Here is a 12612-nt window from a genome sequence, read left to right as displayed (position 1 = left end):
AAACCGAAACAGGTGATGATATGAGAATAGGGATCCTCTTCCCGGTCGTTATTTTTATAACGGCGGTGATTTTTTTAGCATGGTTTTTTGTCGGTGGTTACGCGGCGCCTGGGGCATAAATGAGAAAAACGACCCTCGTTATGCTGATCGTTGCCATCGCGGCGTTTGCCGGCACACAGCTTGGCTGGTGGTAAACGCCACTACGTAAAAAGGCCGCCATCTGGCAGCCTTTTTTAACGCTTGTAAGCCTTAACTTTTGATTTTTCTGTAGATAAACAGAACAACCAGCGCACCGATCACCGCGACGGCAAAGCTGCCGAAGTTAAAGCCATCGACTTTGCCGAAACCGAACAGCGTACTGATCCAGCCGCCGACTACCGCGCCGATAATACCCAGTATTACGGTGACGATAAACCCACCGCCATCTTTGCCCGGCATAATCCACTTCGCCAGAATACCCGCAATAAGCCCAAAGATAATCCAGGATAAAATTCCCATAACTTTCCTCTCTGTATGGTTTTTGTCATTAAATCAACGACACAAAAAAGAATAGCACAGGATTTCAGAAAGGAAATTTGTGATAGGCATCACAAAGAGAGAGTGCGCAATTATTCATCAACAAAAAGAACGGGCCACATAAACTGTGGGGTTGCATCTTTTGTTGAGAAAGATTATCTTTCTCAACACTGAATAGTTGAGCGAAACACTCAGGTATTCAGTACGACATTGCTCACATTGCTTCCAGTATTTCTTGCCCACTCCTGAGTGGGCTTTTTTTTAGTTCATACCCCAACAAACGCGTACCGGTTACGTCCTGCACGCTTTGCCTGATAGAGCGCCTGGTCGGCGGCAATAATAATATTCTGCTGGCTGCCCGCGATGTCGACCGCACGCGCGGTGGAAATCCCAACGCTTACCGTCACCCGCCCGAAGGGGCTAAAAGCATGCGAGATTTGCAGGGAAAACACGTTGCGAATAATCGTCTGCGCCAGTCGAAGCGCCTCCTGGATATCCGTATCAGGTAATATCAGCGCAAATTCCTCTCCGCCGTAGCGCGCCACAATCTGATTATCACGGGTAAGGCTCTCCCTGAGACTGTTTGCCAGCAGAGCCAGACACCGGTCCCCTTCCGGATGCCCGTAGTTATCGTTGTATTTTTTGAAGTAGTCCACATCCACAATCAATATCGAAATTGCCGCATCATGCGCGGCACAAAGCGCGATTTCCGAGAGGATTTTTTCATCAAAAATGCGACGGTTGTAAAGCCCGGTTAGCGCATCCTCAGAGGCGATAATCTTCAGCGCCTTATTATCTCTGGTTTTCCTGGATAAGTCGGAATACAGGAAGTATGACGCGACGATGAGTATCGCAGTGAAAACGAAAATGAGTAGCGCCAGTTGAATGGCCTGCTTGCGCCACGGTGCGAGGGCTTCATCAATGCTGACGGCCACGGTGGTGACCAGCCCGTAGCGTCGGTTTTTCTCATAGGCATAAATGCGTTCGATTTTATCAAACCGCGAAATGGAACTGGCTATCCCGGTATTTTGCACCTTGAGGTATTTCCTGAAGAGCGGTGAATCAGAAACAATCGTGCCGATATAGGTATTTTTAAAAGGATAACGGACCAGCAGCACGCCTGACTCGGTTGTTAAGCCAATGACCCCCGCATGACCAATATTAATCTGCCCGTAGAGCGCGAGAAAATTCTCGATACCCAGCGTCACCACCACAACACCATTAAATGCCCCGGTGTGGGTTTCAAGGCGCCGACTAATGGTGATGACCCATTTACCATTGGTTCTGCTGACTACGGGCTCGCCAATAAAAATCTGCTGATTTTTATTTTCCTTGTGGTAGATAAAAAACTCTCTGTCAGAGCCTTTGCGTGGCCCCGTAAAACTTTCCTGCAGCGCGGTGAAGATATCGCCCTGCGCATTGTAAACAACCACGTTATTAATCTGGGTAAGAAGATTATCCTGATTATTTATCATTCGCTGAATATGGTTCGCCTGTTGCGGCGTCATGCCATAAATTTCGATTATGTCGGAAACGGTAGTAATTAACATTTCACTTTGGCGCATGATCCCCTCGGTGTAGACATCAAGGGTATGGCTCAGGTTGGCGACGCTGGTATTAATTTGCTGGATTGACTGCTGTCTGGACGTGGCAATTTGGACGGCAAGCGACAGCGAGATGATCAATGAGACAATGATGACGGTAATGGTTGTTGTGTAAAAAGTATTTTTCACATGCACGAGCTTTTCCACCTTATCACGCCTGACATCCCTGGCTGACAACTCGTGTCACTGTAACAAAGCTCAGGATAAGAGGAAAATGAATTGCACTTAAGCGTACAACAGAAGCTCGTCTTAATTTCGTTTTACAGACTGACCGTCTCCCGGGGCTTAGATAAAATGACTTTAATAAAATCGATACAGGAGACGGGCTTACCAAAATAATACCCCTGCAACAAAGTAATCTCATTACGGTTGAGATACTCCAGCTGCGCTTTCTTTTCTACGCCTTCAGCCACAATGCGCAATGAGAGTTTTTTCGCCAGGTCAATGACGCAGTCCAGCAGGATCGTTGAGTCCTTTTCATCTGAAACACGGTTCACAAAGCTTTTATCAATTTTAAAACAATCTATGGCAAGCGCATTAAGACATGACAGCCCGGAATAACCCGTACCAAAATCATCCAGGGCAATAACAAAACCGGCGTTATGCAGCATGTTGAGGTTTTCCACGAGGTGAGGATTATCGATCAGCGGTTCACGCTCGGTCACCTCGAGAACCAGTTTGACCTCTTTACCCTGAAACCCCTTCCCGAAGACGCGACAGTCACCGATAAATGAAGGCGCATTAATATGTCTGGCGCTGATGTTCACCCCAATATGAAACCCGTCCGGTAGCTTAGGCAAAAGCGGCTTAAGCTGGGTCACCACTTTTGCCATCAACCCTTTGGTCTGCGGTATAATCAACACGCCGTTCCCGGGAAGGGAAGTGTAACTCAGCTTCTCCATCTGCCATAGCTGCCAGTTAATAATCAGAATGCCGCTCAGAAAAAGAAACAGAGCACTAAGAATAGGGATCATCACGTTGCGCATGATGTTTTCCTTAATAAAAAAAACAAACATCGATGTTCTGAAAGAAGAGCCTGTGCTAACCCGGTATTGCTTATAACAATGAAAATAGCTTAGCTAAGAATTATCTTAAAAAACTGATGCTTTCGTATGAGTTCACCTGCCGGCATTTACTCACATGACGTTACTATCAGGCTTGTTCCATGCCCTGGCTGTGTTAAGATTTGTGCAATCAGGGAGCGGACTGGATATCTGGAAAATGAAAAAGCTCATTGCCGTTGCTATCGTTTCAACGCTTCTGGTCTTCCTGTCTCTTTATGTGGTCAATGCTGTAATCATCGGTCAGCAGAAGAGCAAACAGCTTGAAATATCCCGTACCCTTTTACATTATTCAGAAGACGTGTCCCAAAGCGTGGCACTGGGTCTCAAAAGCATCACGACGCAGGGATGCGATAAATCCAGCCTCGATCGCTACAGACAAATTAAGCTTAATAATCTTTATTTCGCCGATATTGGTTTTATTGAGAAGGGAAAAATTGTCTGTACCGCTTTTTGGGGGAAACTCGCGACGCCCGTTGCACTTCCTGCAGAACTGCATAAAACGCCGAGGGGCTTTCTCCTGGCTCAGTTTTCGAGAAAAGACTTTTTCACGGGCAATGCGGCAATTTATAACAATATTATTATCTTCACCTCACGCTATGCTTACGATAAATTCACCCCGGTTACCGCAAGCTATTCGCTCAGTGCAACCACCAAAGACTTCGGCAGAGTCTTTTTTTCGGCCGCCACGGAACTAAATCAGCAGAGCTGGCTGCATTCGACGTTGTTTACCCTGACTCTGACACAGTGCAGCGCCTTCTGGGACCTGTGCGTCATCGTGAAGCATCACGACGCCGGGCTGGCCTCGTTACCTCCGTTTATCTTTGCGCTTCTCGCGGTTATTCTCTGTTTTATCTGGATCGCGATAACGTTATTTATCTTCCGTATCTATGAAGACCGTTTTTCTCTGGAACGTACGCTGATAAAAGCCGTTATCACGAATACCATCAGCGTTAACTATCAGCCCATTATCCGCATTCACGATCAAAAAATAGTAGGTGTAGAAGTTCTGTCGAGATGGCGCGATCAAAAGCACGGGGACGTCTCTCCAGAGCTGTTTATCCCATTAATTAAGAAGATCGGTCTGTATAAAAAATATTACAGTAATATTATCGAAAAATCCCTTTCCGAAATTGCCCCTCTGGCGATAAAACACCAGCTGATAGTCTCAATAAACGTTGGGCACAAGGAAATTGAAGATGGACAGTTCATTACCATTTTGCGTCGTGCGTGTTTTGCCAATCACCTTCCCCTTTCGCTGATGAAGGTCGAACTTTCTGAGAAAGCCGTTTCCGCGGCAGATATCCTCGAGGGATTCTGTCAGGAGTTGAAATCGCTCGGTGTTAAAATATCAATAGATGATTTTGGCGTACAAAATTCGAATCTCGCCCGCCTGTCTCTGCTTGAATATGATGAAATTAAAATTGATAAGTCGCTGGTGGACGGCATCAGCGAGCATTATAAGCAAAACATCTTTGCAATCTTCTGCGATGCCCTTGCAAAATTAAATAAAACGCTTGTTTTCGAGGGCGTGGAAAATGAAATTCAATATCGCTTTATTGCAGATAGATATCCCGATGCGCTGATTCAGGGATGGTATTTTTCAAAAGCACTCACCCGGAGCGAGCTGGCGAAGCGACTCACCGGGGTCGCACCGTAACCCGAAGCCCGGCGTATCCGTTTTTTTCGCTCCGACGTTTCCATTTTTTTACGCAAAAACATATAGTCGTCACAATCAGACGGTAGATTACCCTGAAGCACACTCATATTTTGGTTAAAAACGTGAAATTATCCTTACTATTCCCAGTAGTACTCTTTTGTCTGACCGTTATTTTCGCGTTGTTTATCGACGCCCCCGCTTCGCATATTCTGCGGAAAAAATGTATGTGGTCCGATAGCGTGATGCTGAGCTGTATCGCAAAGCATCAGCATAACGGCTTTTGAAGCAGACTATTCATTTCCCCACTGATTGAGGAAATTCGCAACATCATCAATGCGACCCGCACGGATCCCGGCCTCAGTGGCCATCTCCTGCTGGGCTTCCTCGCTAATTTCCTCATTATTCGATAAACGGGTGAGCAGCAGCTGGAAATAATGTGCCAGCGCGTCACGCTCTGACTCAGCGACCTGCTCTGCGGCTTCCGTCGCGTACTCATCGGCAATGTCATAATATTTCAGTGGGATATCGTTGTTCATAACTGTCTCGTCGCTAATCTTTACGGGTAAAGCCATCAGTATATCGGACGCCTTATCTCAACCAAAGCATTGCTTCAGAGGAGTAACGCAAGCAGCGCTGCGAGAGCGGGCGCGGCCTGTACATACAAAATTTTTCGGCTGGCGGTGGCTGCGCCAAAGAGCCCGGCGATCAGCACGCAGGTCAGGAAGAAGATGGCAACCTGAATACCCTTTTCACCGAGCCAGAGGCTCCAGAGCAGACCAGCCGCCAGAAAACCGTTATACAGTCCCTGATTCGCGGCCAGCACGCGGGTGTCGCGCGCAAAGTCGGGACGCAGATTAAAGGCCTTGTGCCCTGTTTTGGTATTCCACAGAAACATTTCCAGCACAAGAATGTAGAGATGAATGAAAGCAACGACAGCGATAAGGACAGTGGCTAACATCGTGTTGTCTCCCGCAGGCAGAGGCAAAAAAAACGGGAACCCTCAGGCCCCCGCTCTTGTTTAACCCAGAAACTGGATTACATGTTCGCGATAATCGCGTCGCCAAACTCTGAACATTTCAGCAGCTTAGCGCCTTCCATCAAACGTTCGAAATCGTAAGTTACGGTTTTCGCGTTGATCGCGCCTTCCATACCTTTAACGATCAGGTCTGCGGCTTCGAACCATTCCATGTGGCGCAGCAGTATTTCATTAAATCAATCATGATACATTGATTTTTCAATGAAAAACTCATATTTGGCGCGTTCATCACACTTTTTTGACCACAAGCTAACCTATTGATTAGTTACGATGATTTTTGGGTTTTGATAACCACTTTTTGGCTTTATTAACTAATCTCTTAATGGGTTCGCTACGCTCCTCCTTCTCTCCCTGCCCTATATTTTGAGTTTGAGACTTGGCTGGAGGTTTCTATGTGCGGACGTTTTGCACAAGCTCAAACGCGTGAAGAATATCTGGCCTATCTGGCCGATGAAGCCGATCGCGACATTCCATACGACCCGGAACCTATAGGCAGGAACAACGTCTCGCCCGGTACCAAGGTGCTGCTCCTGAGCAAACGCAACGAGCAGCTGCATCTTGATCCAGTCCTGAGGTCTTACGCGCCCGGATGGTGGGATAATACGCCACTGATTAATGCGTGTGTCGAGACGGCAACCACTCAGACGTAAATATCAATGGTGCCGGCAGTATTTGTATCGTCCTTTCTTTCTACTTTGTTATCAGGCTGAACTTTCGCATCTTTATTCTGTTTCTCTTTCTCTGCCTGCTGCCGTAACAACTGTTCAAGTTGAACTCTGAGGCTTTCAATTTGCTTCTGTACTAGTGCAGCCATTTCTTTTTTCTGCTCTGGCGTCATCCCCTCTTCCGATGAGATTTTCCCAAGCTTTTCAGTCAGCACTTGAATTTGTCTCATGATTTTGGCTATTTTTGATGTTCCTTCCGGGGCGGAGTTGTTTAAAATGGCAGTTGAGGCATTCCCCTGAATTGTGACAGACATAGATTTCTCCTTTTAAAAAAGCACTATCGGCACGCAATAAAATATCTTTAATCGTATTTTTGTTGCATTAATCGTTTGATGTTAATATTGATTTCCTTGCGCCTGGCGTATCTCAGAAAGCTAAGCTTGTTGACAGAAGGCAGAAGGGGTAGACGTTCTGCTGTAGTGGCACACTAAATTTGGCCACCTGAATAGAGGTGATATCATCGCCTCATAGTCAAAAACAGGTGACATTATGACCGGACGTAACAGACGCAGTTTAGCCCTGAGTTTCGCCTTGAAGCTGCCCAGCTTGTACTCGATCAGCACTACACTGTTGCCGCCGCTGCCACGGCAATGAATGTCGGCAAATCCACGATGGATAAGTGGGTCCGCCAGTTGAAAGAAGAACGAGCGGGAAAATCACCCATAGCTTCACCCATGACACCTGAGCAGATTGAAATACGCGAGCTGAAGAAAAGACTTCAACGTGTTGAAATGGAAAGGGATATATTAAAAAAGGCTACCGCGCTCTTGATGTCAGACTCCCTGAACAATTCTCATTAGTTGAGAAACTCAGGGCGCGGTTTCCCGTTGCCGTTATGTGCAATGTGTTTGGGGTTCATCGCAGCAGCTATAAATACTGGCGGCAACCAAAGAAGCCTGATGCCACACACGTGTTATTACTCAGTCTTGTTCGTGAAAGCTATCGCGAAAGTAATGGTTCTGCAGGTGCACGTAATATTGCCGCGATGGTCACAACCAAAGGCGTAAAACTGAGTCGCTGGCGGGCAACAAAGCTGATGAAAGAACTTAATCTCATCAGCTGTCAGCAGCCCGGCCATCGATATAAGAAGGCGTCTAAGGAACACGTAGAGATCCCCAATTATCTTGAGCGCTAGTTTGCAGTAACAGAACCTAATCAGGTCTGGTGTGGTGATGTGAAGTATATCTGGACAGGTAAACGTTGGGCTTATTTAGCCGTTGTGCTTGATCTGCTTTCTCGTAAACCAGATGGCTGGGCGATGTCATTTTTCCCGGACTCTGCACTGACAACGAAAGCGATGTCCATGGCCTGGGAAGCGCGAGGAAAACCCTCTAATTTGCTGTATCACTCGGATCAAGGTAGCCACTATGCCAGCAGAAATTTCAGACAGTTACTGTGGAGATATCAGATAAAGCAAAGCCTGAGTCGCCGGGGGAATTTCTGGGATAACAGCCCGATGGAACGTTTTTTTAGAAGCCTGAAAACGGAATGGGTGCCGGATAATGGATACGCTAATTTTAGCGAAGCCAGCGCAGCGATAACGAACTACATCACGGAATATTACAGCCAGCTCAGACACCATCAATATAATGGTGGTTTGACGCCGAATGAATCAGAACGATTGTTCTGGAAAAACTCTAACGCTGTGGCCAGTTTTTGTTGACCACTACATAATAACAAATACGTGGTTAGACCGTTATTGGAAAATTCAGGATGAAAGACTGGAGAATGGTGATATCAGGCCGAACACTCATAAGCAAAAGGCTAAACCAGTAGCCCTACTCCGTGAAAGAGTAGGAATGAAATTGATTTCATCCGTCGATGTTCGGGATGATGCCCAGATACTGGAGTACTATGTTGCAGAGGGCCAGCCGAGAATGTCTCAGGTCATACGCTCAGTGTTAATTGATGTGTTCAAAGAAGCACAGCATTATGGCGAGGTACCGCCGGGTTATAACCCGGCTCTTGCTACAAAACAACCACGCCGGCGGATTACCCGACAACGTCTTAACCTTGACGAATGGCAAAAGATTTTCGAGATAGCTGATGCCCGTCATCAATACATGGGTAATGCAATGCTACTGGCGCTCGTTACTGGTCAGCGCCTCGGTGATATTTCAAATATGAAGTTCAGCGATATTTGGGATGATCATCTTCATGTCATTCAGGAGAAAACGGGGAGCAAACTAGCGATCCCCCTATCTATTAGACTCAACGCAATTGACTGGAGCTTGAGGGATGTAGTTGCCCGGTGCCGTGACTATGCAGTGAGTCAATATCTAGTCCACTTCTTTCGGGCGACCTCAATGGCAGAACGAGGCGCACAAGTAAAATCGAACACCATAACAATGAATTTCAGTAAGGCACGAGATAAAGCAGAAATTAATTGGGGAGATGGAACACCAGCAACTTTCCATGAACAACGTTCCCTTTCGGAAAGGTTGTATAAAAAACAGGGGGTTGACACCCAAAATCTTTTAGAACATAAACATGCTGTTCAAACAGAGATGTATAATGATGACAGAGGGAAAGACTGGAAATACATTTTTTTAAAATAATCACTTTAGAGGTTTTTATGTTTATAGCTATTGATGATACATACAGCGATCCAAGCTCTCCATCTTCAACCTATGTTACTGCAAACAGAAGAACACACGTGGCCGTGATTTTTAGTGAAGAAGATGCCGAAGACGTTCGAAATCAACTCCCCACGTGCTTTGCCGAAATCAATGAACATTTCAAGATGAATGTTTCAGAGTTTCACTTCAAAGATGTGATGAATAAAAAAAATGAATGGAAAAAACTCCCCAAACAAAAAAGATTAGCAATTTTTTCGTTTTTCGCCTTCCTTTACAATCATTATAAATGGGAGGTTTTAATTCAAACAGTTGATGAAAGGACAAAAAAAGACATTGGCATCTTGGGGCATATATTAACTAATGGAGTAGAAACAAATAAAGTAAATAGCGTTCTATCACTTAAATTGCTTCTTTTAAAAATAAAACGAAAAGTAAAAGCATGTAGTGAAAAGCTTACAATCATCATGGATGAAGGAGAAGGTAAACCGGGTGAACCATTTGGTTTTGATTTTTTTTCAGAGCAAAAAGGTGGATACAACGGTTACTATGAATCTTCTAAAAATGAGCCGTTGCTTCAAATGGCTGATTTTATTGCATACTCTATTAATCGTCTGACCTATTTATCTATGAAGTCAGAAAGAAATGAGGACGATAATGATTTCATAGAAATAATATCGAGTATGGATATTAATTGTGCGGATTGGAAAAAGGCGTATCTACCAATTGATTTTACTGTAAATGATTTTGATAATTTCATCAAAAAGGATAGAGATGAAAAGGGATTACAATAGGTATTTTGTTAAATTATTTTGATAATTTTTTGATAACCTCCCGAAAACTATTCATAACAACGGGAGCCCATAGGCTCCCGTTCATATTTAACCCAGAATCTGGATTACATGTTCGCGATAATCGCGTCGCCAAACTCTGAACATTTCAGCAGTTTAGCGCCTTCCATCAGACGTTCGAAATCGTAAGTTACGGTTTTCGCGTTGATCGCGCCTTCCATACCTTTAACGATCAGGTCTGCGGCTTCGAACCATTCCATATGGCGCAGCATCATCTCTGCGGACAGGATGATAGAGCCCGGGTTCACTTTGTCCTGGCCTGCATATTTAGGTGCAGTACCGTGGGTCGCTTCGAACAGGGCGCACTCGTCACCGATGTTCGCGCCAGGGGCGATACCGATACCGCCAACCTGTGCTGCCAGGGCGTCAGAGATGTAGTCACCGTTCAGGTTCATACAGGCAATCACGTCGTATTCTGCAGGACGCAGCAGGATCTGCTGCAGGAACGCATCGGCGATCACATCTTTAATGATGATCTCTTTGCCGGTGTTCGGGTTCTTAATCTTCTGCCATGGGCCGCCGTCGATCAGCTCACCACCGAACTCTTCTTTCGCCAACTGGTAGCCCCAGTCTTTGAACGCGCCTTCGGTGAACTTCATGATGTTGCCTTTGTGAACCAGAGTCACAGAGTCACGGTCGTTGGTGATCGCGTATTCGATGGCCGCACGCACAAGACGTTTAGTACCGTCTTCAGAGCATGGCTTGATGCCGATACCACAATGCTCAGGGAAGCGAATTTTCTTCACGCCCATCTCTTCGCGCAGGAATTTAATCACTTTTTCTGCGTCAGCAGAGTCCGCTTTCCATTCGATACCCGCGTAGATGTCTTCTGAGTTTTCGCGGAAGATAACCATATCGGTCAGTTCAGGGTGCTTAACCGGGCTTGGGGTGCCCTGATAGTAACGAACTGGACGCAGACACACGTACAGGTCCAGCTCCTGGCGCAGTGCCACGTTCAGGGAACGGATACCGCCGCCAACTGGCGTCGTCAGTGGGCCTTTAATAGCAACGCGGTAGTCGCGGATCAGGTCCAGCGTTTCTGCTGGCAGCCAGACGTCCTGGCCATAAACTTGAGTAGATTTCTCACCGGTGTAAATTTCCATCCAGGAAATTTTACGCTCGCCTTTGTAGGCTTTCTCAACAGCGGCATCAACCACTTTCAGCATCGCCGGGGTAACGTCTACACCGATACCGTCACCTTCGATGAACGGGATAATCGGATTGTGAGGAACGTTAATCTTGCCGTTTTGCAGGGTGATCTTTTTACCTTCCGCCGGAACAACTACTTTGCTTTCCATTAACCTCTCCTTCGAGCGCTTCTGGTTGTTACTGATCTTATGTTAATAAATTGTAATGAGCCCTTCGATAGTACCTGATTGTCCTGCGCCATGAAAGGTCTTCGTTATTAGGCTATAATGCGGCAATTGATAACGCCTGAAAATACCATGAAGAAAACTTCTTTTACAAAACACCGGGTTGAGCGATTCAGCTCGCGACAAGCCGCCAGAAGACCGCAGGAAACCCAGCCGAAGCGGGTTATTTTGTTCAATAAACCCTACGATGTTTTGCCGCAGTTTACCGATGAAGCCGGGCGCAGCACGCTTAAGGACTACATCCCTGTTCAGGGGGTCTACGCGGCCGGGCGCCTGGACCGCGACAGCGAAGGCCTTCTGGTGTTAACCAACGACGGCGCGTTGCAGGCGAAGCTCACGCAGCCGGGCAAACGCACCGGTAAAATTTACTTCGTCCAGGTGGAAGGCGAGCCGGATGACGCGACGCTGGCAGCGCTACGCAGCGGCGTGACGTTGAACGACGGCCCAACCCTGCCGGCGGGTATTGAACGCGTGAATGAACCGGAGTGGCTGTGGCCGCGCAACCCGCCGATTCGCGAACGCAAATCCATTCCGACAAGCTGGCTCAAAATTACCCTTTATGAAGGCCGCAACCGCCAGGTTCGGCGCATGACCGCACACGTCGGCTTCCCTACCCTGCGTCTTATTCGCTACGCCATGGGCAGCTACACCCTGGAAACGCTGGCAAACGGCGAATGGCGCGACGTTACCCCTTAAGGAGTCACTATGTTTAAACCTCATGTCACGGTTGCCTGCGTGGTCCACGCCAGGGGTAAATTTCTGGTTGTCGAAGAGAGCATTAACGGCAAAGCGCTGTGGAACCAGCCTGCCGGACACCTTGAAGCCAATGAAACCCTGCTGCAGGCAGCAAAACGCGAGCTATGGGAAGAGACCGGCATTCACGCTGAGCCTCAGCACTTCATCCGCATGCATCAGTGGATCGCACCCGATCACACCCCGTTCCTGCGCTTTTTATTTGCCGTTGAGCTTAGCGAAACGTGCGCCACTGAGCCGCAGGATGACGATATCGACCGCTGTCTGTGGGTGACCGCAGACGAGATCCTGAACGCGCCAAACCTGCGCTCGCCGCTGGTTGCGGAAAGCATTCGCTGCTGGCAGTCAGGCGCACGCCTGCCGCTGGATGTCATCGGCGCATTTAACTGGCCGTTTACAGAGGGTGTCAATGGTGGGGGGGCGTGATAGAATACGCCGCCTTGAAGTTCAATGTCGT

Annotated in this window: 11 protein-coding genes and 5 pseudogenes; 8 read left to right on the top strand and 8 right to left on the bottom strand. The window is 47.1% G+C overall.

Annotated elements, in window-relative coordinates:
- Positions 1 to 20: 20 nt before the first annotated feature.
- Positions 21 to 119, top strand: a complete 99-nt coding sequence (locus NUX24_RS02790) for a YoaK family small membrane protein (RefSeq protein WP_029739841.1) — start codon at positions 21 to 23, stop codon at positions 117 to 119.
- A gap of 130 nt (positions 120 to 249) precedes the next feature.
- Here the strand turns inward: NUX24_RS02790 and NUX24_RS02785 are convergent, their stop codons facing one another.
- From NUX24_RS02785 to NUX24_RS02775, 3 genes and pseudogenes are all read right to left on the bottom strand, one after another.
- Positions 250 to 498, bottom strand: a complete 249-nt coding sequence (locus NUX24_RS02785; protein ID WP_006174788.1) for a GlsB/YeaQ/YmgE family stress response membrane protein — start codon at positions 496 to 498, stop codon at positions 250 to 252.
- Positions 499 to 782: 284 nt separating this feature from the next.
- Positions 783 to 2267, bottom strand: coding sequence for a diguanylate cyclase (locus NUX24_RS02780; protein ID WP_374693098.1), 1485 nt, complete (start codon positions 2265 to 2267; stop codon positions 783 to 785).
- Between the two features lie 113 nt (positions 2268 to 2380).
- Positions 2381 to 2980, bottom strand: a pseudogene (locus NUX24_RS02775) (EAL domain-containing protein); the annotation flags it as partial.
- Between the two features lie 361 nt (positions 2981 to 3341).
- Here NUX24_RS02775 and NUX24_RS02770 point away from each other — a divergent pair.
- Positions 3342 to 4841, top strand: coding sequence for a cyclic diguanylate phosphodiesterase (locus tag NUX24_RS02770; RefSeq protein ID WP_257829807.1), 1500 nt, complete (start codon positions 3342 to 3344; stop codon positions 4839 to 4841).
- A 290-nt stretch (positions 4842 to 5131) separates the two neighbouring features.
- On the opposite strand, the gene NUX24_RS02765 is transcribed toward NUX24_RS02770, so the two are convergent.
- From NUX24_RS02765 to NUX24_RS02755, 3 genes and pseudogenes are all read right to left on the bottom strand, one after another.
- Entirely contained in the window at positions 5132 to 5377 is a 246-nt protein-coding gene (locus tag NUX24_RS02765; RefSeq protein ID WP_257829805.1) for a YmjA family protein, read from the bottom strand.
- Positions 5378 to 5451: 74 nt separating this feature from the next.
- Positions 5452 to 5799 carry a DUF1304 domain-containing protein gene (locus NUX24_RS02760; RefSeq protein ID WP_047651907.1) on the bottom strand — a complete coding sequence of 116 codons (348 nt, stop codon included), beginning with the start codon at positions 5797 to 5799 and terminating at the stop codon, positions 5452 to 5454.
- A gap of 77 nt (positions 5800 to 5876) precedes the next feature.
- Positions 5877 to 6047: pseudogene (locus tag NUX24_RS02755) on the bottom strand (NADP-dependent isocitrate dehydrogenase); the annotation flags it as partial.
- 222 nt (positions 6048 to 6269) lie between these two features.
- On the opposite strand from NUX24_RS02755, the pseudogene NUX24_RS02750 reads away from it, so the two are divergent.
- Positions 6270 to 6518: pseudogene (locus NUX24_RS02750) on the top strand (SOS response-associated peptidase); the annotation flags it as partial.
- Here NUX24_RS02750 and NUX24_RS02745 read toward each other — a convergent pair.
- A complete protein-coding gene (locus NUX24_RS02745) occupies positions 6518 to 6856 on the bottom strand; it encodes a FlxA-like family protein (protein WP_257829802.1) in 339 nt (112 codons plus the stop codon). The pseudogene NUX24_RS02750 and the gene NUX24_RS02745 overlap by 1 nt on opposite strands.
- Positions 6857 to 7056: 200 nt before the next feature.
- Here NUX24_RS02745 and NUX24_RS02740 point away from each other — a divergent pair.
- The 3 genes and pseudogenes from NUX24_RS02740 to NUX24_RS02730 all read left to right on the top strand — a co-directional run bounded on the left by NUX24_RS02740 (position 7057) and on the right by NUX24_RS02730 (position 9972).
- Positions 7057 to 8265, top strand: a pseudogene (locus NUX24_RS02740) (IS3 family transposase).
- Positions 8266 to 8272: 7 nt separating this feature from the next.
- Positions 8273 to 9160, top strand: a pseudogene (locus NUX24_RS02735) (tyrosine-type recombinase/integrase); the annotation flags it as partial.
- 17 nt (positions 9161 to 9177) lie between these two features.
- Complete coding sequence (locus NUX24_RS02730; protein ID WP_257829800.1) at positions 9178 to 9972, top strand: DUF3800 domain-containing protein; 795 nt, start codon at positions 9178 to 9180, stop codon at positions 9970 to 9972.
- 104 nt (positions 9973 to 10076) lie between these two features.
- On the opposite strand, the gene icd is transcribed toward NUX24_RS02730, so the two are convergent.
- Positions 10077 to 11327, bottom strand: coding sequence for an NADP-dependent isocitrate dehydrogenase (gene icd / locus NUX24_RS02725; RefSeq protein WP_032657958.1), 1251 nt, complete (start codon positions 11325 to 11327; stop codon positions 10077 to 10079).
- A gap of 117 nt (positions 11328 to 11444) precedes the next feature.
- On the opposite strand from icd, the gene rluE reads away from it, so the two are divergent.
- Both rluE and NUX24_RS02715 read left to right on the top strand, forming a co-directional pair.
- The gene (gene rluE / locus NUX24_RS02720) at positions 11445 to 12098 is read left to right on the top strand and encodes a 23S rRNA pseudouridine(2457) synthase RluE (RefSeq protein ID WP_023311239.1); all 654 of its coding nucleotides are present in this window, start codon (positions 11445 to 11447) and stop codon (positions 12096 to 12098) included.
- A 9-nt stretch (positions 12099 to 12107) separates the two neighbouring features.
- Entirely contained in the window at positions 12108 to 12581 is a 474-nt protein-coding gene (locus NUX24_RS02715; protein WP_054829927.1) for an NUDIX hydrolase, read from the top strand.
- Positions 12582 to 12612: the final 31 nt, after the last annotated feature.

It is taken from the genome of Enterobacter sp. HG048 (genome assembly GCF_024702055.1).
Taxonomy (GTDB): domain Bacteria; phylum Pseudomonadota; class Gammaproteobacteria; order Enterobacterales; family Enterobacteriaceae; genus Enterobacter; species Enterobacter dykesii.
The sequence above is the reverse complement of the archived record's forward strand: the minus strand, read 5'-3'. Positions and strand labels throughout refer to the sequence as shown.